At 65.0% G+C, this 23,870-nt stretch carries 21 protein-coding genes; 4 read left to right on the forward strand and 17 right to left on the reverse strand.

All coding sequences use genetic code 11. The features are described 5' to 3' along the window. Window positions 1-11: 11 nt before the first annotated feature. Window positions 12-1,403, reverse strand: coding sequence for an MFS transporter (locus ACLI1C_RS07255; RefSeq protein ID WP_411396209.1), 1,392 nt, complete (start codon window positions 1,401-1,403; stop codon window positions 12-14). Window positions 1,404-1,427: 24 nt separating this feature from the next. Continuing rightward, window positions 1,428-2,816: an MFS transporter gene (locus ACLI1C_RS07260; protein ID WP_411396210.1), complete on the reverse strand. Its 1,389-nt coding sequence runs from the start codon at window positions 2,814-2,816 to the stop codon at window positions 1,428-1,430. A gap of 291 nt (window positions 2,817-3,107) precedes the next feature. On the opposite strand from ACLI1C_RS07260, the gene guaB reads away from it, so the two are divergent. Beyond that, window positions 3,108-4,610, forward strand: a complete 1,503-nt coding sequence (guaB, locus tag ACLI1C_RS07265; protein ID WP_411396211.1) for an IMP dehydrogenase — start codon at window positions 3,108-3,110, stop codon at window positions 4,608-4,610. Between the two features lie 47 nt (window positions 4,611-4,657). On the opposite strand, the gene der is transcribed toward guaB, so the two are convergent. The 3 genes from der to guaA form a co-directional block, all read right to left on the reverse strand. Continuing rightward, window positions 4,658-6,109 carry a ribosome biogenesis GTPase Der gene (gene der / locus ACLI1C_RS07270; RefSeq protein ID WP_411396212.1) on the reverse strand — a complete coding sequence of 484 codons (1,452 nt, stop codon included), beginning with the start codon at window positions 6,107-6,109 and terminating at the stop codon, window positions 4,658-4,660. A gap of 39 nt (window positions 6,110-6,148) precedes the next feature. Beyond that, window positions 6,149-6,946: a tetratricopeptide repeat protein gene (locus tag ACLI1C_RS07275; protein ID WP_411396213.1), complete on the reverse strand. Its 798-nt coding sequence runs from the start codon at window positions 6,944-6,946 to the stop codon at window positions 6,149-6,151. A 120-nt stretch (window positions 6,947-7,066) separates the two neighbouring features. Beyond that, window positions 7,067-8,635, reverse strand: a complete 1,569-nt coding sequence (gene guaA, locus ACLI1C_RS07280; RefSeq protein ID WP_411396214.1) for a glutamine-hydrolyzing GMP synthase — start codon at window positions 8,633-8,635, stop codon at window positions 7,067-7,069. A 131-nt stretch (window positions 8,636-8,766) separates the two neighbouring features. On the opposite strand from guaA, the gene ACLI1C_RS07285 reads away from it, so the two are divergent. Together ACLI1C_RS07285 and ACLI1C_RS07290 are read left to right on the forward strand one after the other, a co-directional pair. Next, window positions 8,767-9,990 carry an acyltransferase family protein gene (locus ACLI1C_RS07285; RefSeq protein ID WP_411396215.1) on the forward strand — a complete coding sequence of 408 codons (1,224 nt, stop codon included), beginning with the start codon at window positions 8,767-8,769 and terminating at the stop codon, window positions 9,988-9,990. Window positions 9,991-10,043: 53 nt separating this feature from the next. Further along, window positions 10,044-11,228, forward strand: coding sequence for an acyltransferase family protein (locus tag ACLI1C_RS07290; RefSeq protein WP_411396216.1), 1,185 nt, complete (start codon window positions 10,044-10,046; stop codon window positions 11,226-11,228). On the opposite strand, the gene ACLI1C_RS07295 is transcribed toward ACLI1C_RS07290, so the two are convergent. Genes ACLI1C_RS07295 through ACLI1C_RS07310 form a run of 4 tightly spaced genes read right to left on the reverse strand, consistent with a single transcriptional unit; the run spans window position 11,225 to window position 13,883 of the window. After that, complete coding sequence (locus ACLI1C_RS07295) at window positions 11,225-11,710, reverse strand: TspO/MBR family protein (RefSeq protein ID WP_411396217.1); 486 nt, start codon at window positions 11,708-11,710, stop codon at window positions 11,225-11,227. The two genes, ACLI1C_RS07290 and ACLI1C_RS07295, sit on opposite strands and share 4 nt — an antisense overlap. A gap of 59 nt (window positions 11,711-11,769) precedes the next feature. After that, window positions 11,770-12,156 (reverse strand): hypothetical protein, encoded by a 387-nt coding sequence (locus ACLI1C_RS07300; protein WP_411396218.1) that lies wholly within the window; start codon window positions 12,154-12,156, stop codon window positions 11,770-11,772. Next, window positions 12,153-13,445: an RsmB/NOP family class I SAM-dependent RNA methyltransferase gene (locus tag ACLI1C_RS07305; RefSeq protein ID WP_411396219.1), complete on the reverse strand. Its 1,293-nt coding sequence runs from the start codon at window positions 13,443-13,445 to the stop codon at window positions 12,153-12,155. The genes ACLI1C_RS07300 and ACLI1C_RS07305 overlap by 4 nt, the downstream gene beginning before the upstream one ends. Then, on the reverse strand, window positions 13,446-13,883 hold the full coding sequence (locus ACLI1C_RS07310; RefSeq protein ID WP_411396220.1) for an MAPEG family protein: 438 nt from the start codon (window positions 13,881-13,883) through the stop codon (window positions 13,446-13,448). It abuts the gene before it with no gap. Window positions 13,884-14,097: 214 nt separating this feature from the next. Between ACLI1C_RS07310 and ACLI1C_RS07315 the strand changes: the two genes are divergently transcribed. Next, window positions 14,098-15,360: a hemolysin family protein gene (locus ACLI1C_RS07315; protein ID WP_411398252.1), complete on the forward strand. Its 1,263-nt coding sequence runs from the start codon at window positions 14,098-14,100 to the stop codon at window positions 15,358-15,360. A gap of 78 nt (window positions 15,361-15,438) precedes the next feature. Here ACLI1C_RS07315 and ACLI1C_RS07320 read toward each other — a convergent pair whose 3' ends face one another. The 8 genes from ACLI1C_RS07320 to ACLI1C_RS07355 all read right to left on the reverse strand — a co-directional run bounded on the left by ACLI1C_RS07320 (window position 15,439) and on the right by ACLI1C_RS07355 (window position 23,849). Further along, window positions 15,439-16,035, reverse strand: coding sequence for a GNAT family N-acetyltransferase (locus ACLI1C_RS07320; RefSeq protein ID WP_411396221.1), 597 nt, complete (start codon window positions 16,033-16,035; stop codon window positions 15,439-15,441). Window positions 16,036-16,039: 4 nt separating this feature from the next. Further along, window positions 16,040-16,789, reverse strand: coding sequence for an SDR family NAD(P)-dependent oxidoreductase (locus ACLI1C_RS07325; protein ID WP_411396222.1), 750 nt, complete (start codon window positions 16,787-16,789; stop codon window positions 16,040-16,042). After that, window positions 16,789-18,279 (reverse strand): amidophosphoribosyltransferase, encoded by a 1,491-nt coding sequence (gene purF, locus ACLI1C_RS07330; protein WP_411396223.1) that lies wholly within the window; start codon window positions 18,277-18,279, stop codon window positions 16,789-16,791. The genes ACLI1C_RS07325 and purF overlap by 1 nt, the downstream gene beginning before the upstream one ends. Before the next feature lie 164 nt (window positions 18,280-18,443). After that, a complete protein-coding gene (locus ACLI1C_RS07335) occupies window positions 18,444-19,064 on the reverse strand; it encodes a CvpA family protein (RefSeq protein WP_411396224.1) in 621 nt (206 codons plus the stop codon). 131 nt (window positions 19,065-19,195) lie between these two features. After that, window positions 19,196-20,596 (reverse strand): DNA repair protein RadA, encoded by a 1,401-nt coding sequence (radA, locus tag ACLI1C_RS07340; protein WP_411396225.1) that lies wholly within the window; start codon window positions 20,594-20,596, stop codon window positions 19,196-19,198. Window positions 20,597-20,605: 9 nt separating this feature from the next. Beyond that, the gene (locus tag ACLI1C_RS07345) at window positions 20,606-21,154 is read right to left on the reverse strand and encodes a DUF1697 domain-containing protein (protein WP_411396226.1); all 549 of its coding nucleotides are present in this window, start codon (window positions 21,152-21,154) and stop codon (window positions 20,606-20,608) included. A gap of 77 nt (window positions 21,155-21,231) precedes the next feature. Continuing rightward, window positions 21,232-22,359 (reverse strand): alanine racemase, encoded by a 1,128-nt coding sequence (gene alr, locus ACLI1C_RS07350; protein ID WP_411396227.1) that lies wholly within the window; start codon window positions 22,357-22,359, stop codon window positions 21,232-21,234. Window positions 22,360-22,361: 2 nt separating this feature from the next. Then, on the reverse strand, window positions 22,362-23,849 hold the full coding sequence (locus ACLI1C_RS07355; protein WP_411396228.1) for a replicative DNA helicase: 1,488 nt from the start codon (window positions 23,847-23,849) through the stop codon (window positions 22,362-22,364). Window positions 23,850-23,870: the final 21 nt, after the last annotated feature.

The raw sequence follows: 23,870 nt of genomic DNA on the forward strand, positions 1-23,870 counted from the left end.
GTAGGGGCCCTTCAGTGCTCGCCACCGCCGCCGCGCGTCAGCTGGTGACCGGCATTGTTCGGCAGCCGCAGGAACAGCACGGTGGCGATCGCCCCCACCGCGGTCACCACGAAGAACGCCATCTGGAAGTCGGCCAGCACCAGCGGTCCCTCGCCGCGCATGCGATGCACCAGTTCCAGCGTGCCGCCGCCCAGCGCCACGCCCATGGCGAACATCAGCTGGCCCCAGACCTGGCTGATCACATTGGCCTGCCCGGCATCCTTGTCCTCCACATCGGCAAAGACGAAGGCGTTGGAGCCCGTCCAGAACACCGATTGCCAGAAGCCGACAAAGGTCAGGATGCCCAACATCAGCGGCAGCGGCGTCGCCGGCGTATAGAGCCCCATGGCCAGGATCCCGAGGCATGAAATGGCCGTCGCCAGCACCAGCGGATACTTGAAACCGAAGCGGGCAAAGATCCAGTTGCAGACGAACTTGGCCACCAGTGCCCCGATGGCGCTGACAAAGGTGATCATCCCCGATTCAAACGGGCTCATCCCGAAGCTGAGTTGCAGCATCAGCGGAAACAGGAACGGCACCGCCCCCTGGCCCAGCCGGAAAAACGTCCCCGCCACCACCGAGATGCGAAACACCGGCAGTCGCAGCAGACGCAGGTCGAGCAGCGGATATTCCGTGCTCAGCGCATGCCGCACATAGATGGCGCCGATGCCTATGCCGATCGAGGCAGCCACCGCGCCGATCACCGGGGGCAGCGCCGGCAGGCTCATCACCGAGCAGCCGAAGGCAAACAGCGCAAAGGCCGCACCGGCCAGAACGAACCCCTTGCGGTCGATCTGCCGCGGCGCGCTGCGCGATGGCGTATTGGGCAGCGCGAAGCCGACCAGCACAATGCCCAGAATGCCGATCGGCACATTGATGATGAAGATCCAGTGCCAGGAAAAATAGGTGGTGAGAAAGCCGCCGAACGGCGGGCCCAGAATGGGCCCGATCAGCGCCGGAATGGTCAGCCAGGCCATGGCGTCCACCAGCTGGTGCCGCGGGGTCGCCCGCACCAGCACCAGCCGCGCCACCGGTCCCATCATTGCGCCACCCATGCCCTGCACGAAGCGCGCGCCGACAAACTGCAGCAGCGAACTGGACAGCGCGCAGCCGATCGAGCCGAGCATGAAGACCAGCATGGCCACGCGGAACACGTTGCGCGCCCCGAACCGGTCGGCCATCCAGCTCGATATCGGGATGAAGATGGCCAGCGCCACGAGATACGCCGTCAGCGCCAGCTTGAGCGAGATCGGGTCCGTCCCGATATCGGCGGCAATGGCGGCCAGCGAGGTGGCGATCACCGTCGAGTCCATGTTCTCCATGAACAGGGCGGTGGCGAGGATGAGGGGCACGGTGCGTGACAAATATCTGTTGCCGGGAAATCCCGGTCACTCCTTTGCGATAGCCTTGTGGCCCGAAACATCGTGCCCGGCATCGGCTGGCAGTCGCCAATAAATCAATCCGGCCAGCGCGCTGAGCCCGCCGACCACGAAAAACGCAAGCTGAAAATCAAATAGCGACAGCTCCCCGCCATGCATGCGGGTGCTGACTTCGAGAATGCCGCCGGCCACTGCCACGCCAAAGGCGATGCTGAGCTGCTGGCACACGGCAACGATCGCTGTCGCCTGGCTCGCCTCCTCGTCGCTCACATCGGCATAGCCCAGCGCATTGGTGCCGGTGAAGAATACCGAGCGCAGCACGCCGCCCGCCAGCAACACCGCCATCATTACCGGGATCGGCGTATCGATACTGAACAGCCCCTGCGCCGCGATCAGCAACCCGCCGAACAGCGCCGCGAACCCCAATATGCGCGGAAAGCCGAAGCGCGCGAACACCCGCTCGGCGATGAACTTGCTCATGATCGCGCCAATGGCCGAAACGAAGGTAATGGCCCCCGACTGAAACGGATTGAGCCCAAATCCCAGCTGCAGCATCAGCGGCAGCAGGAAGGGCACCGCCCCAACGCCGATGCGGAAGAACGATCCGCCCAGGATCGAGGCGCGAAACAGCTTGTGCCGCAGCAGCGCCGGGTCCAGCAGCGGGAATGTCGTTCGCTTGGCATGCAGGAAATAGAAAATGCCCGAAACGGCCCCGATGGCGATGGTCAGGTAGCCATAGACCAGCGGCAAAGCGGGCAGGCTGACGACGGACAGGCCGAACACGCAGCCGGCAAAGGCGATGCCGGCCAGGATGAACCCCACGGCGTCGATCGGCCGGGGAATGCGCGCGTCCGGCACCTTGAGGAAAATGCCGGCCAGGATGATCCCGGCGATGCCGATCGGAATATTGATCCAGAAGATCCAGTGCCAGCTCAGATAGGTGGTGAGAAAGCCCCCGATGAGCGGGCCGGTCAGGGGCCCCAGCAGGGCCGGAATGGTCAGCCAGGCCATGGCCCCCACCAGTTCGCTCCGCGGCGTCGAGCGCACCAGCAGCAGCCGCCCCACCGGCGTCATCATCGAGCTGCCAATGCCCTGGAAGAACCGCGACACCACGAAGCTCTCGAGCGAGAACGAAAACGAGCAGGCGAGCGACCCCAGCATGAAGACGAGGATCGCCAGCCGGAAGATGTTCTTGGCGCCAAACCGGTCGGCCATCCAGCCGCTGATCGGAATGAAGATGGCCAGCGCCACGAAATAGGCCGTCAGCGCCAGCTTGAGCGCGATCGGCTCGGTGCCGATATCGGCCGCGATCGCCGGCAGCGACGTGGCGATGACGGTCGAGTCCATCTGTTCCATGAACAGGGCGACCGCCAGGATGAGGGGGGTGACGCGGATCACGACAAGCAGACCGGGAGGAATCGGGGCAGGGCGCGAATGCGACCGGTACAACTATGGACCCCGTAGCCAAAGCTGAAAAGCTGAAAGGGCGCTTGTATGGTAGATTTGATCGCCCGGCGTCCCAAGGCATGCAGCCAGGGCGGGGCCGCCCCGGCTGGCCTGCATCGCCCACCCCTATGCAAGCCGCCCGCCCGGTGCTATTGACCCTCGCCAACCCGAGCCCGCCGAGTCCATCGGCCGGTTCACATTCCAACATTTCTGATCCGATCAGAAGGCAGGAAAGGTCTGGCCTTGGCGAAGATTATTACCACCATCACCGGCGATGCGGCTTTGACCTTTGACGACGTGCTGCTGCAGCCGGCGCGGTCCGATGTCCTGCCCACCGAAACCGACATTTCCACCTATGTCACCAAGGACATAGCGCTCAATCTTCCCATCCTGTCTTCGGCCATGGATACCGTCACCGAGAGCGCCATGGCCATTGCCATGGCCCAGGCCGGCGGCATGGGCGTGATCCACAAGAACCTCACCGCCGCCGAGCAGGCCGAGCAGGTTCGCATGGTCAAGTCCTTCGAGAGCGGGATGGTGATCAACCCCATCACCATCGGCCCCGACGCCACTCTGGCCGATGCCCTGGCTCTGATGCAGTCCAACCGCATCTCCGGCATCCCAGTTGTCGAGAATGGCGGCAAGGGCGGTCGCGCCATCGGCAAGCTGGTCGGCATCCTCACCAATCGCGACGTGCGCTTCGCCTCACATCCGGCCCAGCCCATCCGCGAGCTGATGACCTTCGAAAAACTGGTCACCGTACGTGACGGCGTCAGCAAGGACGAAGCCAAGGTGCTCCTGCACAAGCACCGCATCGAAAAGCTGCTGGTCGTCGATGCCGACTACCGCTGCACCGGTCTCATCACCGTCAAGGACATCGAAAAGGCCCAGCTCAATCCCAACGCCGTCAAGGACGATCAGGGGCGCCTGCGCGTCGCTGCCGCCTCCACGGTCGGCGACCAGGGCTTCGAGCGCTCGCTGGCGCTCATCGACGCTGGCGTGGACCTCCTGGTCATCGATACCGCCCACGGTCATTCCGTGCGCGTCGCCGAGGCCGTCGAGCGCGTCAAGCGCGAGAGCAATTCCACCCGCATCGTCGCCGGCAATGTCGCCACCGCCGAGGCCGTCAAGGCGCTGATCGATGCTGGCGCCGATTCCATCAAGGTGGGCATCGGCCCCGGCTCGATCTGCACCACTCGCATCGTCGCCGGCGTCGGTGTCCCCCAGCTGGCGGCCGTCATGGCCTGCGCGGAGGAGGGGGCCCGCCAGGGCATTCCCGTCATCGCCGATGGCGGCATCAAGTTCTCCGGCGATATGGCCAAGGCCCTGGCCGGTGGCGCCTCCTGCGTCATGATTGGCTCACTCCTTGCGGGCACCGACGAGAGCCCGGGCGAAGTCTACCTCTACCAGGGCCGCTCCTACAAATCCTATCGCGGCATGGGCTCGGTCGGCGCCATGGGTTCCGGCTCTGCCGATCGCTACTTCCAGCAGGATGTGCGCGACCAGATGAAGCTGGTCCCCGAGGGCATCGAGGGCCAGGTGCCCTACAAGGGCGCCGCCGGCGCCGTGCTGCACCAGCTCGCCGGAGGCCTGCGCGCCTCCATGGGCTATACGGGCGCCCACAACCTCAAGGACTTCCGCGACAACTCCGTCTTCGTGAAGATCTCCGGCGCCGCCCTCAGCGAAAGCCACGTCCACGACGTCATCATCACGAGGGAAGCCCCCAACTACCGCAGCGGGCGATAGCACCGTCCAGAAACAAGAAACCCGCGGAGCGATCCGCGGGTTTTTTGTTATCCAAGTCGGCGCTTCTGCTTGTCGTTATAGGGGTTCTCGCTGCCGCCACGCACCCAGAGCCGGATCGGCGTCCCCTTGATGTCGAAGGCGTCGCGCAGCCCGTTGACCAGGTAGCGCTGATACGAGGTCGGCAGCACATCCGGCCGCGACGCGAACAGGATGAAGCTCGGCGGCCTGGTCTTGGCCTGCGTCATGTAGCGCAGCTTGAGCCGGCGGCCCGACACGGCCGGAGGCGGGTGCCCCTCGACCATCCCGGCCAGCCAGCGGTTGAGCCGCGCGGTGGACACATGCGAATTCCAGTTGCGCTCGATCTTGAAGATCGCGTCCATCAGCTTGTCGATATTCTTGCCCGTCAGGCCCGACAGGGTCACCAGCGGCACGCCGCGCAGCTGCGGCAGCAGCCGCTCGCACTCTTCGCGCAGCACCTTGAGGGCTTCGTTCTTGTCCTCGATCAGGTCCCACTTGTTGAGCGCAATGACCAGGGCGCGCCCCTCGCGTTCCACGAGGTCCGCCAGCGCCAGGTCCTGCTTCTCGAAGGGAATGGTCGCATCGAGCATCAGCACGACGACTTCGGCATACTGGATCGAGCGCAGGCTGTCGCCCACGGCCAGCTTCTCGAGCTTCTCGGTCACCCGGGCGCGGCGGCGGATGCCGGCGGTGTCGACCAGGTTGATCACCCGGCCTTCCCATTCCCACGGCACCAGGATGCTGTCGCGGGTAATGCCGGCCTCGGGCCCGACCAGCACGCGGTCTTCACCCACCATGCGGTTGATCAGCGTCGACTTGCCGGCATTGGGGCGGCCGACAATGGCCACGTTGAGGTAGCGCTTGGGATTCCAGCGCAGCGTCGCCTCTTCGCCTTCGCCTTCCAGCATGTCCTCGGTGATGTCGACATCAACCTCGGGCATTTCGTCGAGATCGCCGATCTCGGTCCCTTCCTTCTCGGCGGCGACGCGGTCAATGGCCGCCGACACAATGGAATAGAGCTCCGCCAGGCCGAGCCCGTGCTCGGCCGACAGCGCAATGGCCTCGCCAAAGCCCAGCCGGTAGGCTTCCACCAGCCCGGCCTCGGCCGCGCCGCTCTCGGCCTTGTTGCCGACCAGGTGCACATCCTTGCCCGCCTTGCGCAGGACCTGCGCGAAGCGCTCGTCGAGCGGCACCACGCCGGCCCGCGCATCGATCATGAACAGGATGACATCGGCTTCCTTGATCGCCAGCTCGGTCTGCTGGCGCATCCGGTCTTCCAGGCTCCCGTCGGTCACGTCCTCATAGCCGGCCGTGTCGAGAATGCGGAAGGTCAGGTCCGCAATCCGGCCCTCCGCCTCGCGGCGGTCGCGGGTCACGCCCGGCGTATCATCGACCAGCGCGATCTTGCGACCAACGAGGCGATTGAACAGGGTGGATTTGCCGACGTTGGGACGACCGACAATGGCAACGGTGACGGTCATGCGTTCTGGGTTCCGATCCGGCGTGAGGTGTGGCGGCCGCTATTGCGCGGCCGGCACGGCCTCGGTTGTTTCAGCAGGGGCCACCTCGGCCGGGGCTTCGGCGGCAGGGGCTTCATCGCTGACAATTTCGTCAATGGCGGTCGCTGCCGCATCGGCAGCGTCCGCTTCCGGCGCTGCCGCAACGGCGCCCTGCGCCAGCAGCTGGGCCAGGTAATAGCCCATGCGGTTGCGCGTGCTGCTCTGCGTCATCGGATCGTTGATGACGGCCTCAAAGCTTTCCTGCGCCGCAGTGAAATCGCCGGCCTTGTATTGTGCCAGTCCCAGCGCTTCGCGCGCTGCATTGCGCAGCGGGCTGCCTTCGACGGCAATGCTGCCCACGCGGGATTCGACATCGGCCAGTGTGCCGCTATCGACCAGCAGCGTGCCGCCCAGCACCAGCGCCAGCTCGCGCAGGCGGGGATTGGACTGGCCATTGGCCAGCGCGTCATAGGCGGCAACGGCATCTGCCGTCGCGCCTTCCCTGGCCAGAACGCCCGCCTTGCGGAACTGCGCCAGCACCGGGTAGCTGCCCGAACCGTGGGCGATCAGCGCGTCGAGCTGGCTCTGGGCGCCAGGCAGGTCGCCGCCATCGATGAGGTCGAACGCGGTGTAAAGTTCGTCGGAAGACTGCGCGGCATTGTTGGCGTGATACCAAGACCAGCCTTCATTGACCGCCACGATGGCGACCACGCCCACGGCGGCGCCGATCACATAGGGCGCGAAACGACGCCACAGGGCGCGCATGCGATCGCTGCGCAGCTCCTCGTCGACTTCGCGGAAAATATTCTGTTCGGACATGGCCTGCCTAGGTCATCAGTGAATTCGGGCGCACGTTTAACATGCTGCCGGTGGAAAGCAAACGCCAGCAATCCGGCGGATTGCTGCAAGCATGCTGGCGAATTTCCTGCGTTTTGCCTGCTATTCCCACTCGATCGTGCCGGGCGGCTTGCTGGTCACGTCGTAGACGACGCGATTGATGCCGCGCACCTCGTTGATGATGCGGGTCGCCGTCTTGCCGAGGAAGTTCATGTCGAACTGGTAGAAGTCCGCCGTCATCCCGTCGACCGAGGTCACCGCCCGCAGCGCGCAGACAAACTCATAGGTCCGCCCGTCGCCCATCACGCCCACCGTCTGCACCGGCAGCAGCACGGCAAAGGCCTGCCAGATCTTGTCATACTGGCCCGACTTGCGGATCTCGTCGAGATAGATGGCATCGGCCTGGCGCAGGATATCCAGCTTTTCGGGCGTGATGCCGCCCGGGCAGCGAATGGCAAGGCCGGGGCCGGGGAAGGGGTGGCGACCGATAAAGCTCTCGGGCAGGCCCAGTTCGCGGCCAAGCACCCGGACCTCGTCCTTGAACAGCTCGCGCAGCGGCTCGACCAACTGCATGTTCATGCGCTCGGGCAGCCCGCCCACATTGTGGTGGCTCTTGATGGTCACCGAGGGGCCGCCGGTAAACGACACCGACTCGATCACGTCCGGATAAAGCGTGCCCTGCGCCAGGAACTGCGCGCCGCCCAGCTTCCGGGCTTCTTCCTCGAAGGTCTCGATAAACAGCCGCCCGATGATCTTGCGCTTGGTCTCGGGGTCCGACTGCCCATCAAGCTCGCGCAGGAACACCTTGGACGCGTCCACATGCACCAGCGGGATATTGTACTGGTCGCGGAACATGGTCACGACCTGTTCGCTCTCGTTGAGACGCATCAGCCCGTGGTCGACATAGATGCAGGTCAGCTGGTCGCCGATTGCCTCATGGATCAGCACGGCCGCAACCGAGGAATCGACGCCGCCGGAGAGCCCGCAGATCACCTTGCCCGTGCCGACCTGGGCGCGGATCTTCTCGACCATCTTCTGCCGATAGGCATGCATGTTCCAGTCGGACTGCAGCCCGACGATCTTGTGCACGAAATTGGCCAAGAGCTTGCCGCCATCGGGCGTATGCACGACCTCGGGATGGAACATGGTCGTGTAGCACTTGCGCGCCTCGTCGCCGGCAATGGCGAATGGTGCATTGGGCGAGGTCGCCATGACCTTGAAGCCCTCGGGCAGCTCGGTGACGCGGTCGCCGTGACTCATCCAGACTGGATACTTGCCGCCGACCTGCCAGATACCCTCATAGAGCGCGCTGGGCTCGAGGATTTCGACATCGGCCCGGCCGAATTCCCGATGGTGCCCGCCCTCGACCTTGCCGCCCAGCTGCAGGCAGAAAGTCTGCTGCCCATAGCAGATGGCCAGGATGGGAAGTCCGGAATCGATGATCGCCTGTGGCGCCCTGGGGCTGCCCTCCTCGGTCACCGAAGCCGGTCCGCCCGAAAAGATGACACCCTTGGGCCGCAGCGCCGCAAAGGCCTCTGCCGCCTTGTTGAACGGGTGGATTTCGCAATAGACACCCGTCTCTCGAATGCGGCGCGCGATCAGCTGGGTGACCTGCGAACCGAAGTCCACGATGAGGATGGCGTCGGGGGCGGCAGTCTCGGGGGTTTTCATGGCGAGGCCATATCGTCCCGGCACAGATTCCGCAAGTCCAACTGCAGCAGGACAGCATTGCGGATTGCCGCCAACAATGGCAGCTGTAATCCCCACAGACAGATGCCGAATGGCACATCTGGGGGAGACAGATGAGCGACAGCGAAAACCGCCTCTATGGCGCCGATTTCATGCGGGCCAGCGCCTGCTTCATCGTGCTCTTCCATCATCTGGCGCAACGCATCGATTTCCGCAGCGAACTCGGCAGCAATCCCTTCGCCCAGGTCTTCAACAGCGTGGGCGGCTTTGGCGTTGCCATGTTCTTCGTCCTGAGTGGCTTCCTCCTCGCCCGGCCATTCTGGCAGGCCCTGGATGCCGGCCGGCCCCTGCCGTCGCTGCGCATCTATGCGCTGCGCCGGGCCGCCCGCATCGCGCCCGGCTTCTGGCTGGCGCTGACCGTGACCTTCATCCTGAGCGTCACGGTCTTCGGCTTCGCGCTCGATGCCTGGCTCTGGCTGCGCTACGTCGCCGGGCTCCTGCTGGTCAGCGACTGGCACTGGACGACGCTCTTCCCCGTCGAGATCAATGGCCCGCTCTGGTCCATCGGCTTCGAGGTGACATCCTATGTGCTGCTGCCCCTGGGCTTCCTCGCCCTCTTGGGCCTCGCCCGGGGCAGGATAGCGGGCTGGCCGGCCCGCCTGGCCTGGCTGGTCGTGATCGCTGCTGCGCTGGGGGGCCACTGGATCTTCAGCAACACGGTCGTGGTCGACCCCTTCCGCAAGGGCTGGAACTACGGCCTGCAGGGCGGCGCCAAGACCTGGATGCCCTGGTTCAACCCCTTCGCTTTCTTCGCCATGTTCGCCATCGGCGCGTGGGCCGGCGGCATCCAGACCCTTCTGGCGCATCGCCGCTCGTTCATCTTCGATCTTCTCGCCGTGGCTGCCATCGCGGCGGCCGGCTGGATGATCTGGGTCAGCGGCCTCGCAGGCGGCGGAGAATTCTACGGCTGGCTGCGCGTCCCCCATGAATTCCCGACCTTTCAACTGCTCGTCGCCTCTGCGCTCGCCTTTGCGCCTTCGGGCCGCCTCGTGGGGCGCGTTCTGGACAATCCGCCCGTCGCCTATCTCGCCCGCATCTCCTTCGGCATCTATGTCTGGCACTATCTGGTACTCGAACTGGTCCGTCTCTACTGGGTGCCCGAACTCACCCAAGGCACGATTGCCGACCCCGCCAAATTCCTCGTTGCAAGCCTCGTGATCATCGCCATCTCGATGGTCATTGCCACACTGTCCTATCGCTGGATGGAGGCGCCGATCATGCTCTGGGCGCGCCGCTTCGAACACGCAGGCAGGTTGTCGGCACCGCAACCCGCTTGACCGCGGCCATAGGCTCGGGCAGGCCTGTCGCCGCAACGGTGCAGGATTGCCAATTGACCCAACAGCGACTGCTTGGCGCGGATTTCCTGCGTGCCGCCGCCTGTCTCATGGTGTTGTTCCATCACCTGGCGTTCAGGATGGATATGGGCAATGTCCCCTCGGCAGCGCGTCCCATCATGGGCTTCCTGGTCACTGGCAGCTTCGGCGTCTCCATCTTCTTCGTGCTGAGCGGCTTCCTGCTGGCGCGTCCATTCTGGCTGGCGCTGGACCGCAACGCCCCCATGCCCTCGCTGCGCATCTACGCGCTGCGGCGCGCGGCCCGCATCCTGCCCGGCTTCTGGCTGGCCCTCATCGTCAGCTTCACCCTCAGCGTCACAATCAGCGGCTCCCCGCTCGATACTGAGCACGTTTTGCGCTTCCTCGCCGGCTTCCTGCTCGTCAGTGACTGGCACTGGGTGACCCTGTTCCCTGTCGACAACAATGGCCCCCTCTGGTCGATCGGTTTCGAAGTCACCGCCTACCTGCTGCTGCCGCTCTGCCTCGCTGCCCTTTTCGCGCTGCGCCTCAGGGGGCATGCGGCGCGGCTCGCCTGGATCGCGGTGATCGGCCTGGCGTTGGCGCTGCATTGGATGATCGTGCAATGGGCACCCATCGACGAGGTCGCGCGGGGCTGGGAGCATGGCCTGATCGGCGGCGCCAAGGCCTGGATGCCGCGCTTCAACCCGCTCGGATTCTTTGCCATCTTCGCACTGGGCGCCCTGGCGGCCGGCATCCAGGTTGCGCTGGCCACCATGCGTCACTGGCTGTTTGATCTGGTCGGCCTGCTCGCCATCGCGGCAACCATCTGGATCATGGCCGCCCATATTGGCAGCCCCAGCGAAGGCTATGGCCTGCTGGGTATTCCCTATGCCTATCCCTGGATGCCCCTGGCCATCGGCGTCGCCCTCATCGCGCTGCCCTCGTCAGTCGCCGCAGGACGACTGCTCGACAACCCGCCGAGCAGGTTCCTCGCCAACATATCCTTCGGCATCTATGTCTGGCATTTCCTGGTCATTGGCCTCGTGGCGCGCCTTCTGCCCCCTGCCTTCCAGACCTGGCTCGACGGTGGCTGGACCATCTGGCTGTGGTCGAGCGCGCTCGCCATAACGCTCAGCGTGGCCCTGGGCACGCTGAGCTTCTACCTGCTCGAGCGTCCGGTTGTCCGTTGGGCTCGCGGGCTCGAAGCCCGTCCCGGCTAGTTCAGCAGGGCGATGGACAGGTTCAGCACGCTGGCAAAGCTCACCCAGGCCAGATAGGGCGCGAACAGCCAGGCGGCGATCCCATCATGCCGCCGGGCCGCGACGATGAACGCCACGATCAGCGCCAGCAGCACGACGATCACTGCAAAGGCCGGCCACAGCATCTGTCCGATGAACCAGATCGGCGACCATACCCAGTTCACTGCCATCTGCGCGAACCACAGCTTCATGGCGCCGCTGTCGGGGGCAATCATCCAGATGCGCCAGCCTGCCGCCGCGATCATCACGTAAAGCGTGAACCAGACCGGGCCAAAAATCCAGTTGGGCGGATTGAACGGGGGCTTGGTCAGGCCTTCATACCAGGCGCCGGGCACGGACTGCGTGCCGATAAGCGCACCAACGCCGATCACGACAACCAGGAATATCCCCAGCGTGAGCCAGGAACGGGGCGACTTGTAGTCAGCCAGGGAAGGGGTGGTCATTGTTGTGCTCGTGTTGCGATCAGCTCCCCCTTGAACGCACGCCCGGCACGGCTGGTTCACTATTGGGTCAGCGTACAGTCCGCCCGCGCAATCGTCAGAGTGCCCGTGCTGCCGTCCACGGCAGCGTAGGCCACCACCACACTGGCTTCATCGGCCGACCACTGTGCCGTCACATCGCCGAACAGCGGCCGGTTGCCGGAAAGCGCCAGCGGACAGCCGGTTCGCACCCCGCCAACATCGAGAATGGCGACACGGTTGCAGCCGCCATCACCGCACAATTCCCCGAGCTCGATCCGGGCGCTGCCGGATGGCGCCACGAGATCGTGCCGCGTGTCTGGCGCCGGAAACATGAACCACACCGCCGCGAAGGCTGCCGCAATCACCGCAACGGCCCCTGCTGCAAACGCCCAGACGGGAATCCCCGTTTCCAGGTTGTCAGGCATCATGCAGCCAGCCGAAGCGCGTTGAAGTAGAACCCGTCTGTCCCGGTGCGAAGTGGCGTGAGGGCAATGCCCGACTGGCTGGTCGAAAGGTTCGGGGGCAGGGCGGTCCCAAAGGCCGCCTGCCACAGCTCGGCTGGAGCCACCGAGGCAAAGCCGGGATTGGCGGCGATGAATGCCGCAACCTGGTCGTCATTCTCCTCGGGCAGGATCGAGCAGGTAATATAGACCAGCACCCCGCCTGGCTTGAGATAACGCTGCCCCTCGGCAAGAATCGCCGCCTGTTCGGTCACCCGCTGCGCCAGCAGCTCGGGCGACAGCTTCCACTTGGTGTCCGGCCGCCGGCGCCATGTGCCGGTGCCGGTGCAGGGCGCATCGATCACCACGCGGTCCATCTTGCCGACAAGATCGTCCAGCGCGCCCGGCTGCGGCGCCCGCACCTGCACATTGCGCGCGCCATTGCGCTTGAGCCGGTCATAGATCGGCGCCAGCCGGCTGCGGTCGCTGTCATAGGCAAAGATCTGCCCCTTGTTGCCCATTGCGGCGGCCAGGGCGAGCGTCTTGCCTCCGGCACCGGCGCACAGGTCGAGCACCTGCTCGCCCGGCTTGGCGCCCGCCAGGGCCGCCACGATCTGGCTGCCCTGGTCCTGCACTTCGAACCAGCCCTTGAGATAGCCCTCGTCCGTGGTGACATTGGGCGTCCGCGCATCGCCCGGACCGGCCGGCATGGTCACGCCGACCGGCGAGATCGCCGTTTCGGCCGGGTTGAACCGCGCCAGCGATCTCATCACCCGTTCGCGGCTGGCCTTGAGCAGGTTGGTGCGCAGGTCGAGCGATGGCCGCCCGGCCATCGCCTGCCCCTCGGCAATCCAGTTCTCGCCCAGGCCCCGCTCCAGCGACGGCACCAGCCATTCGGGCATATCGGCCATGGCCCAGCCCGGTGTGTCATCGGAAAGCTGTCCGGCAGCCCGCGTCATTTCCTCTTCGGTCAGCGGCTCGGGCGCATGGCTGTCCTCGGCAAACAACGCGTTCAACGCGGCAGGGTCCTGGTTCCAGTCGCGCATGGCCACGGCCAGCACCAGCGCCCGCGGCGTGTCGCTACCCATCAGCGCGGCATGCGAGGCCCGCCGCCGCAGGGCGTCATAGACCAGGTTGCCGATGGCGGCGCGATCGCCCGCGCCGGCAAAGCGGTTGTTCAGCCCCCAGGCCTTCAGAGCCTCGGACACGGGGCGCTTGCGCGTTTCCACGTCGGTCAGCACGGCAATGGCGGCAGAAAGGCGGCCGGGAAGACGCATTCAGATACTCGGGGCTAGGATGACGATACGCAGCACGAGCCATAGCCATAGAAGCGCCAGCACCACAAGGCCCGCGCAATAGACGGCAAACCGGCGATAGACGCGATTGGTGGTGACATGCACGCCCGCATGCACATAGCGCAGCACCACGAACAGCCATGCCAGGGCCAGCTCAACCCAGCCGGCGCCGCCGCTCCACAGGGCAATCAGCGCCGCCACATAGAATAGCACCGGCAATTGAAACTGGTTGTCGAAACTGTTCGACAGGAGCCGCGCCTGCAGCGGATAGGCCTCCCGTTCCACGGCAATATCCTTGATGGCAATCTCGCCCCGCGCCACGCGCGGCACGCGTTCGAACCCCATCCAGATCAGGATGCCCAGCGTCAGCAGCACCTGCGCCGCAATGGCGAGGATCAGCAACTTGTCGATCAAGGGCATGGGCGCGCTCCAGTTTCAGCTATGGTCTTGTAAAGCAAACCTCTGCCGCCGCATCCCATAATAGCGGTGCGATATGCGGTCGCCGTCCGGGGCGCGACATATTTCCCAGACCCATGGTGCAATCGCGCGCTCTTGCCTTATATTATCCCGGCCAAAGCGACCCGATGCTGAGAGCGGGGCCGCATTCCCAAGATACATCGTGTACGCAGAAATATTGATCGTCGTCGTGCTGACCATCGTCAACGGCCTGTTGGCAATGTCGGAACTGGCCGTTGTTTCCGCCCGCCCCGCCCGCCTGCGTGGCATGGCGGACCAGGGCAACAAGGGCGCCGCAGTCGCCATCGAACTGGCTGACGACCCCGGCAAGTTCCTCTCCTCCGTGCAGATCGGCATTACCCTGGTCGGCATCCTCTCCGGCGCCTTTTCGGGTGCCACGCTAGGCCTGCGCCTGACCGACTGGCTGGAATCGGTGGGCGTTGCCGGCAACATCGCCGACGTTCTGGGCGTCGGCGTTGTCGTCGTGCTCATCACCTACATTTCCCTGATCATCGGCGAGCTGGTGCCCAAGCAGATCGCCTTGCGCGACGCAGAAGGCGTCGCCGCCCGCGTCGCCCCGGCCATGAAGATGGTCGCCGCGATCGGCTCACCCGTCGTCTGGTTGCTCGATGTCTCCGGCAAGGGCGTCCTGGCCCTGCTGGGGCAGTCCGGTGAATCCGAGGAAAAGGTCACCGAAGAAGAGGTCAAGACCATCATCGCCGAGGCCACTACCGCCGGCGTCATCGAGACGGACGAGCATTCGATGATTTCGGGTGTCATGCGCCTGGCCGACCGCTCCGCGCGCGGCCTGATGACGCCACGCCTCGATGTCGATGTGGTCGATCTGTCCGACGATAGCGACGAAATCCGCAGCACGATCCTGAGCACGCACCGCTCGCGGCTGCTGGTTCAGGACGGCGACGCCGATTCAATCATTGGCGTGGTGGCGATCAAGGACATCATCGGCGTCTTCGCCAATGGCCTGCCGCTCGACATCCGCAAATTCGTCCAGCCCGTGCCGGTGGTGATGGAACATGCCGAGGCGCTGGACGTCGTCCGCGCCATTCGCAACTCCACCGTCCACATGGCCCTCGTCGTCGACGAATACGGCCACTTCGAAGGCATCGTGACCTCCGGCGACATCCTGGAGGTCATCACCGGTGTGTTCCAGGAAGAGACCGGCGATGACCCGGCGCTGGTCAGGCGCGAGGACGGCTCTTACCTCGTGGCCGGCTGGATGCCGGTCGACGAGTTCGGCGACAAGCTCAAGATTGCCATCCCCCGCGACGCCAAGTTCGAAACCGTCGCCGGCTACGTGCTCTCGGTCATCAATCACCTGCCCAAGGTCGGTGAGACCTTCGAGCACAATGGCTGGAAATTCGAAGTCGTCGACCTGGACGGCCGCCGCATCGACAAGGTCCTGATGAGCAAGGTAGGCTAAGGGTTCGATACTGTCCCGAACAGGATTGCTCCTCCCCCTGTCAGGGGGAGGCCGGGTGGGGGCCGCGATATCAGTGCCCTAGAGCGTCATCCCGAACCATGCAGCGCCATCGGTGCGGAGCGGCTTGAAGCCGCTGCGGGTCCAGAAGGCGATACCCCCGGAATTGGCGGGATTGGCCCCGAGGTGAATGCCCGTCACACCCGCCGCGCGGGCCTGGGCGATCCACCGATCCAGCAAGGCCGTGCCCACCCGTTGCCCGCGCAGCCGCGGCAGCAGGTTCATATGGATATGGGCGGGATACTGCGCCACGATGTCGGGCGGGTTGAGCGAGGGCTCCATGATCGCGCCGATCCGCTGACGATCCGTCGCGGTCAGCTCCGCCTTGGGCACATCCGCATAATGCTGCCGCAGCGCTGGCCACCAGTCCTGCTCCAGCCGCGCGTTGAAGCCATCGGTATTGAATGTGCCGACGATATAGCCCGCAACGCCCTGGTCGTCTTCGGCGACGAACACCTGCTCGGGCTCCAGCACCCCATAGGGCGCCGCATAGATATGCCCGATCGCCTTGCGGTCATGGTGGAGCGGGGAAGCGTCCTTGCCTGAATCCGCCGTGAGCAGGCAGATTTCGTAGAGCGCCTCGAGGTCATCGGGGCGATAGGGCCGCAGCGCCACCATGGCTCTAGATATCCTCGAACGCGCCTGTGACGACGTCGAACAGCTTGCCGTTCTCCTTCAGCGCGGGGCTGAGCATGTCGATGAGCTTGGGCGCGATATCGGCCGGCTTGGGCAGGGTCTCGGGGTCCTCGCCCGGCATGGCCTTGGCGCGCATCGCCGTGCGCACCGCACCGGGATAGAAGGCGTTGACGCGCACCTTGGTCTGCGCCACTTCCCCGGCATAGGACTTCACCAGTGCGTCCAGCGCCGCCTTGCTGGCGGCATAGAGCCCCCAGAAGGGCTTGGCCGACCGCGACGCGGATGAGGAGACGAACACGGCCCGGCCCGCTGTCGATTGCCGCAGCAGCAGGTCGGTCGCGCGCAGCAGGCGATAATTGGCGGTGACATTGACCGCCATCACCTTGTCGAAGTCTTCCGGCTTCACATGGGGCAGGGGACTGAGCACGCCCAGCTGCCCCGCATTGGCCACCAGCCCGTCCAGCGCACCCCAGCGCTCGAAGATCGCCGCGCCCAGCCGGTCGATGGCATCGCCATCGCGCAGGTCGAGCGGCACCAGCGTTGCTGCCGATCCCAGATCCTGGATTTCGTCGTCCAGTTCCTCGAGCCCACCCACGGTGCGGGCGACGGCGACCACATGGGCACCCCGGCGCGCCGCCTCGATGGCGGCCGCATAGCCGATGCCGCGCGATGCACCGGTGACGAGGACGACCTTGCCGGCCAGATCTTGACCGGTCCGGTCCTGTGTTCCAGCCATTAACCAGCCTCTTTGAGCAGGGAGATTTGTTTCGGCTCGTTCTTGGAGCGGCCGTTGAGATCGGTCAACTGCGTCGGATAGTCGCCCGTGAAATAATGGTCGGTGAACTGCGGCGCCTTGGGATTGCGCTTCTCGCCGCCCACCGCGTCATAGAGCCCGTCGATGGAAAGGAAAGCCAGCGAATCTGCGCCGATGAACTTGCACATCGATTCCAGGCTCTCATGCTGGTTGGCCAGCAGCTTTTCCGGGTCCGGCGTGTCGATGCCGTAGTAGTCCGAGAAATAGATCATCGGGCTGGCGACGCGGATATGGACCTCCGTGGCGCCCGCCTCGCGCATCATCTGCACGATCTTGACCGAGGTCGTCCCGCGTACGATGGAATCGTCGATCAGCACGACCCGCTTGCCCGCGATCTCGGCGCGATTGGCCGAATGCTTGAGCTTGACGCCAAAGGCGCGGATCGACTGCGTCGGCTCGATGAAGGTGCGCCCGACATAGTGGTTGCGGATGATGCCGAGCTCGAACGGAATGCCGCTGGCCTGCGCAAAGCCGATGGCCGCCGGCGTGCCGCCATCGGGCACCGGCACCACCACATCGGCTTCGACAGGGGCTTCCTTGGCCAGGTTGATGCCCATGCGCTTGCGCGCCGAATAGACGCTGCGCCCGGCCACGATCGAGTCGGGGCGGGCAAAATAGACATATTCGAACAGGCATGGCCGCTCCGGCGCCGGTCGCGCCGCCTTGCGCGCCTCGATGCTGATCGAGCCATCCGGCTGCACTTCGCAGATCACGACCTCGCCGTTTTCCACGTCGCGGATATACTTCGCGCCGATGATATCGAGCGCACAGGTCTCCGAGCAGAAGATCGGCTTGCCGTTCAGCTCACCCATCACCAGCGGCCTTATACCGATCGGGTCGCGCGCTGCAATCAGCTTGGTGCGCGTCATCGCCAGCATGGCATAGCCGCCTTCCATCTGGCGGATGGCGTCGATGAAGCGATCGGTGGTCGAGCTGTGCCGCGAACGCGCCACCAGGTGCAGCACGACTTCCGTGTCCGAGGTCGACTGGCAGATAGCACCGGTCGCGATGATCTGCCGGCGCAGCGTCAGTCCATTGGTAAAATTGCCGTTATGGGCGATAGCAATGCCGCCATCTTCCAGCTCGGCAAACAGCGGCTGCACATTACGCAGCGCCACTTCGCCAGTGGTGGAATAGCGCGTATGGCCCATGGCCATCGAGCCGGGCAGCTTGGCCAGCAGAGCCGGGTCCGTATAGTGGTCGCCCACCAGGCCCATGCGCTTTTCGGTAAAGAACTGTCGTCCGTCGAAGCTGACGATGCCGGCTGCTTCCTGGCCGCGATGCTGCAGGGCATGCAGCCCCAGCGCCGTCAGCGTCGCGGCATCGCTATGCCCCAAAATGCCAAACACGCCGCACTCTTCATGCAGCGTGTCGCCATCAAGACTGAAACTGTCGTCGCTCGGATGGTTCACCGGGGTCTCCATGCCAATGCTGCCCTGGGACTGCGTGCCGCCATGCGCGGCCGGGCCAGGAGGGGCGGGCGGTCCCCACGCAATAGCCCATTTTGCTCACCCGGACCATTGCCTCGCAAGACGGTCAGGGTTGTGGCGAGCGCGGCGCGCTCACCCGATTATGATCAGACCTGCGGCGTTGCGGGTGCTGTGGCCGGCTCGACCGTATTGTCTTCGGTCGCATCCGTGCCTTCGTCGACCGGTGCGGCTGGTGCCTCGGGGTCATCGGTAAGGCCCGTGCCACCCTGCAGCATGTCCGTGACCTGCTGCTCAAGACCTTCCGGCAGCAGCGAGATCAGCGTCTGGCCCATATTGCGCAGATGCGGCAGCGATTGCGATTCCGCAGCCCAGGCCGGCAGATTGTTGGGCAGCAGCCAAGTGCCGAAAATGGTGATGACAATGGCGATCAGCACGCCGCGCAGCACGCCGAACACGAAGCCCAGCGTCCGGTCGATCGGTCCGACGCGGCTGTCGACGACAAAATCGGCGATGCGCATGGTCAACAGGTGCAGCACGATCAGCGCGACGATGAAAGTCACGACCACGGTCGCGATATCGGCAACGATGGCCTCGGCGATATACTGCCGCGCGATTTCGGGGTGATACTGCCACATATAGATGGCGATGGCGGCCGAGCCGGCCCAGGTCGCCAGGGAGAGCACTTCGCGGGTCAAACCGCGCGCGGTCGCCAGGATTGCCGAAATCAGCACCAGCACACCCACACCAACGTCGAACGCTGTCAGCATATGTCTTCGCTTAGCTCCAGTTGCCGCCCCGGCATTGTGGCGCTTCGTTTAGCCGCTTTGTGTCGCCATGCCAAGGGTGCCGGGCATCAGCGCGCGCGATCTCCCCGAAAAGCGGATGCGGTGTCGCCGCCCTACCACTCGTCGCGCTCCGGCTCGCGCGGCTTGCCATTGGCGGCAATGCGCCCCACCAGTTCCGATAGGGCGGTGAATTCGGACACGTCCAGCCCGGAATTGCGGTCGGCATTGCTCAGCCGGCCGGTCGAGACCGACTTGAACCCCAGCTTCTGCGCCTCGCGCAGCCGCAGTGACCCGTGCACCACCGGCCGCACCCCGCCCGCCAGCGAAATCTCGCCGAAATAGACCGAATCCGACGGCAGCGGCGAACTGGTCAGCGAGGAAATCAGCGCTGCCGCCACCGCCAGGTCCGCCGCCGGCTCGTTGATCTTGAGGCCCCCGGCCACGTTGAGATAGATGTCGTTCGCCCCGATCCGCACGCCGCAGCGCGTCTCGAGCACTGCCAGCACCATGGACAGGCGCGAGGAATCCCAGCCCACCACGGCCCGGCGCGGCGTGCCCAGCGGGGAGGGCGCCACCAGAGCCTGGATTTCGATCAGGATGGGCCGCGTGCCCTCCATGCCGGCAAACACCGCCGACCCCGCCGCGCCCTCGTCGCGCTGATCGAGGAAAAGTGCCGACGGATTGGCGACCTGCTCCAGCCCCAGTTCGGTCATGGCAAAGACACCGATTTCGTCGGTCGCGCCATAGCGGTTCTTCACCCCGCGCAGGATGCGGAAGGTATGGCTGGTGTCGCCCTCGAAATAGAGCACCGCATCGACCATGTGCTCGACCACGCGCGGGCCGGCAATCTGCCCGTCCTTGGTCACGTGCCCGACCAGCACTACTGCCGCGCCGCTCTTCTTGGCAAAGCGCGTCAGCGCCTGTGCCGACGTGCGCACCTGCGTGACCGTGCCCGGCGCGCTGTCGACGCGGTCGGTCCACAACGTCTGGATCGAATCGATGATGACGAGGTCGGGGGCAGGGCCGCTCTCCAGCGTCGCCAGGATGATCTCGACATTGGTCTCGGCGGCCAGCAGCACATTGGCCTCGCCCAGGCCCAGCCGCTGAGCCCGCAGGCGCACCTGTGCCACCGCCTCCTCGCCCGAAACATAGACGACGCGCCGTCCCTGGTTGGCCAGCGCCGCTGCGGCCTGCAACAAAAGCGTCGATTTGCCGATGCCGGGGTCCCCACCCACCAGCAGGGCCGATCCCATCACGAAGCCGCCACCGGTCACCCGGTCGAGTTCCGCCAGGCCCGTGACGACGCGCGCCGCGCTTTCGGTCTCACCCGACAGCGGCACCAGATTGGCTGGCCGCCCATTGGCCTTGGCCGATTTCGGCCCGGCGCCGACGCCGCTATCGGTGATTTCCTCGACAATGGTGTTCCACTCGCCGCAGGCATCGCACCGCCCCTGCCAGCGCGTGGAGACGGCGCCGCAGCTCTGGCAGACGAAGGAAGAACGCGATTTGGCCAAGACGATTCCTTAAGTGTTGCCTGAAGGCTTGTATGCGGCAGCCCGCTCGACCAGCCCGCGCAGCGTGTTCCAGTTGCGGGCCGTCACTAGGCCCGATTTCTTCTCGATGATGCCCGGAAGACGGGAGCTTGATCCGCGCCCATCATAATCGACGATCAGGTGCCGCCCCTCGACATGGATGCGTTCTGGTCCCTGATAGTCGCCGGTCCAGGTGAAGTCGGGCTCGGCGCCGGCAAAGAAATAGACACCGATCTCGCTGGGTCGCTCAAGCGCCGCTTCGGGAAAGGGGTTGGCGCGCAGCAGTGTGCGCAATTGCCCCGGCAAGCGCACCACCGCCTTGTTGCCGGGCCCTAGGCCCAGCGCGTGCACGATGCGGTCCATGCGCCGGGTTACCGCTGCCGGCGTGCCATCGCCCGCCACGATCATGTTGCCGGTCGCCACGTAGGTTTCGGGCGCCTCGAAGCCCTCAGCGACGACGGCCTCCCGCCACTGCGCCATCGACATGACCTTGTGCGTCACCGGTCCGATGGCCCGCAGCAGGACGATAAAGACGCTCATTCACCGCCTCTTCAACTGCCCGTTCGATACCCCACTTGGCGCTGACAGGCAAGAACAAATCAGGAACTTGCGGAGACCTAGGCCGGCAGATTGCCATCGCCGATATAGTTGCGGCTGTAGCGGCCCTTGAGCGAGGTCAGCACTTCGTAGCCGATCGTGCCGGCGGCATCCGCCTGGTCGTCCACCCCGATCAGGTTGCCGAGCACTTCCGCGCCCTCGCCGGGGCTCGGAATGTCCGTTCCCAGCTCGGTGATATCCACGGTGATCTGGTCCATCGAGACGCGACCGATCACCGGGCAGAGCTTGCCGCGAATCGCCACCTTGCCGCCCGGCCGCATATTGTTGCCGGACAGGGAGCGGAAGAAGCCGTCGGCATAGCCATGGCCGATGATCGCCAGCCGGCTGTCGCGGGAGAGGGAATAGGTCGCCCCATAGCCCACGGTCTCTCCGGTACGCGCTTCCTTCACCTGCAGGATCGGCACGTGCAGGGTCACCACCGGCGCCATCGGGTTCTTGCGGCCATTGACCGCCCGCCCGCCATAGAGGGCGATGCCCGGCCGCACCATCTGGAAGTGATAGTCCCGCCCGGTCATCAGCCCGGCCGAATTGGCCAGGGAGGCCGGCACGCCCGGAAACTGGTTCATCACCGAGCCGAACAGCGCCAGCTGCGTGCGGTTCTTCTCATGGTTGGGCTGGTCGGCGCAGGCCAGGTGGCTCATCACCATCTGCGGCGCATAGCCCAGCGTCTGGATCCGGTCACGCACGAGGCTCGCCTCGTTGAGGCGGAAGCCGAAGCGGTTCATGCCGGTATCGAAGTGGAAGGCCGATGGATAGGCCTCGTTGCGCTCCAGGCACTTGGCCAGCCATTCCTCGAGCATCGCCATCGAGGAGATGATCGGCATCAGGTTCTGCCGGATATAAAGGTTCGCCGCGCCGGGATAGAGGCCGTTCAGCACGAAAATATGCGCATCCGGCACTGCGGCGCGCACCGCCATGCCCTCGTCGGGCGTCGCTGCAAAGAAGAACCGCGCACCGGCGGCATGCAGCGCCTTGCTGGCCATGGTGATGCCGGTGCCATAGGCGTCGGCCTTGACCACGGCGCCCGTCAGCGCGCCCGCGCTCACCTTGTCCAGTGCCCGCCAGTTCCGGGCCAGTGCCCCGAGATCGATGCTGAGTTGCCCCCCGAGGCCCGACGTCAGCGCCATGCCTATTCCATGCGCTCGGGGAGGTAATCGGCGCGTGCCAGATTGCCGAAGCGCGTGAACTGCGCCTCGAAGCTGAGCTGCACCGTGCCGGTGGGGCCGTGGCGCTGCTTGGCGATGATGACTTCGGCCTTGCCGTGCACCTTTTCCATTTCCCCCTGCCAGGTCATATGCTCTGGCGTGCCCTCTTTGGGCTCCTTGTTTTTGAGGTAGTACTCTTCGCGGTAAACGAACAGCACCACGTCGGCGTCCTGCTCGATAGAGCCCGATTCGCGCAAATCCGCCAGTTGCGGATGCTTGTCATCGCGCGATTCCACCTGACGCGACAGCTGGGACAGCGCCACGATCGGCACTTCCAGTTCCTTGGCCAGTGCCTTGAGCGTCGTCGTGATCTCGGTCAGTTCCTGCACGCGGTTCTGGCTCGACGCCTTGGACGAGCCGCTCAGCAGTTGCAGGTAGTCGATGACCAGGAAATCGAGCCCCTTCTGCCGCTTCAGCCGGCGGGCACGCGCCGCCAGCTGCGCCACGCTGATGCCGCCGGTGTCGTCGATATAGAGCGGCAGTTTGCTCATCATGTTGGAAACATCCACCAGCTTGGAAAACTGGCTGTCATGGATGCGGCCGCGACGGATGTCGGATGAGGAAATCTCTGCCTGCTCGGCCAGGATACGGGTGGCGAGCTGCTCGGAACTCATTTCGAGGCTGAAAAAGCCCACCACGCCACCATTGGTGGTCTTCTGGTGCCCGTCCGGGGTGATCTCACCCTTCCAGGCCTTGGCGACGTTGAAGGCGATATTGGTGGCCAGCGACGTCTTGCCCATGGCGGGACGCCCGGCCAGCACGATCAGGTCCGAGCCCTGCAAACCGCCCATCTGCCGGTCGAGGTCATCGAGCCCCGTGGCAATGCCCGACAGGCCCCCGTCGCGCTGATAGGCTTCGCCCGCCATCTGGATCGAGGCGCTGAGCGCGCTGGAAAAGTTCTGGAAGCCGCCGTCATAGCGGCCTTTTTCAGCCAGCTGGAACAGCTCGCCTTCCACCTTCTCGATCTGCTTGTTCGGCGTCATTTCGACGTCGCTGCCGTCATAGGCAACGGCCACCATCTCCTCGCCGACCAGGATCAGGTTGCGGCGAATCGCCGTGTCATAGATCGCCTGCCCGTAATCGGCGGCGTTGAGCACCGTGGTCGCTTCTGCGGCGAGCTTGGCGAGATATTGCGCCATCGTCACGTCGGGCAGCAGCTGCTCGGGCAGGTGGGTCTTGATCGTGGTGGGGTCGGCCGACTTGCCGGCGCGGATGATCTTGCCGGCGATCTCATAGATGTCGCGGTGCACCGGCTCATAGAAATGCACCGGCTCGAGGAAGTCCGAGACCCGATAGAAGGCGTCATTGTTCAGCAGGATCGCGCCCAGCAATGCCTGCTCGGCCTCCACATTGTGGGGTGCCAGACGAAAGGACTTGTCTTCGGCCGGGTGGAGCCGCGCGATCTCTGCCATGGTGCCTCGGGAGGAAACGTT

Source organism: Devosia sp. XGJD_8, assembly GCF_046614475.1.
In the GTDB taxonomy this organism is placed as follows: Bacteria; Pseudomonadota; Alphaproteobacteria; order Rhizobiales; family Devosiaceae; genus Devosia.

Bases quoted from the DNA above. Each gene is read 5' to 3' on its own strand.
- der (WP_411396212.1), bottom strand. From the start codon at position 6,109: ATGACCGTCACCGTTGCCATTGTCGGTCGTCCCAACGTCGGCAAATCC.
- ACLI1C_RS07275 (WP_411396213.1), bottom strand. From the start codon at position 6,946: ATGTCCGAACAGAATATTTTCCGCGAAGTCGACGAGGAGCTGCGCAGC.
- guaA (WP_411396214.1), bottom strand. From the start codon at position 8,635: ATGAAAACCCCCGAGACTGCCGCCCCCGACGCCATCCTCATCGTGGAC.
- ACLI1C_RS07285 (WP_411396215.1), top strand. From the start codon at position 8,767: ATGAGCGACAGCGAAAACCGCCTCTATGGCGCCGATTTCATGCGGGCC.
- ACLI1C_RS07295 (WP_411396217.1), bottom strand. From the start codon at position 11,710: ATGACCACCCCTTCCCTGGCTGACTACAAGTCGCCCCGTTCCTGGCTC.
- ACLI1C_RS07300 (WP_411396218.1), bottom strand. From the start codon at position 12,156: ATGATGCCTGACAACCTGGAAACGGGGATTCCCGTCTGGGCGTTTGCA.
- ACLI1C_RS07305 (WP_411396219.1), bottom strand. From the start codon at position 13,445: ATGCGTCTTCCCGGCCGCCTTTCTGCCGCCATTGCCGTGCTGACCGAC.
- ACLI1C_RS07310 (WP_411396220.1), bottom strand. From the start codon at position 13,883: ATGCCCTTGATCGACAAGTTGCTGATCCTCGCCATTGCGGCGCAGGTG.
- ACLI1C_RS07320 (WP_411396221.1), bottom strand. From the start codon at position 16,035: ATGGTGGCGCTGCGGCCCTATCGCCCCGATGACCTCGAGGCGCTCTAC.
- ACLI1C_RS07325 (WP_411396222.1), bottom strand. From the start codon at position 16,789: ATGGCTGGAACACAGGACCGGACCGGTCAAGATCTGGCCGGCAAGGTC.
- ACLI1C_RS07335 (WP_411396224.1), bottom strand. From the start codon at position 19,064: ATGCTGACAGCGTTCGACGTTGGTGTGGGTGTGCTGGTGCTGATTTCG.
- ACLI1C_RS07345 (WP_411396226.1), bottom strand. From the start codon at position 21,154: ATGAGCGTCTTTATCGTCCTGCTGCGGGCCATCGGACCGGTGACGCAC.
- alr (WP_411396227.1), bottom strand. From the start codon at position 22,359: ATGGCGCTGACGTCGGGCCTCGGGGGGCAACTCAGCATCGATCTCGGG.
- ACLI1C_RS07355 (WP_411396228.1), bottom strand. From the start codon at position 23,849: ATGGCAGAGATCGCGCGGCTCCACCCGGCCGAAGACAAGTCCTTTCGT.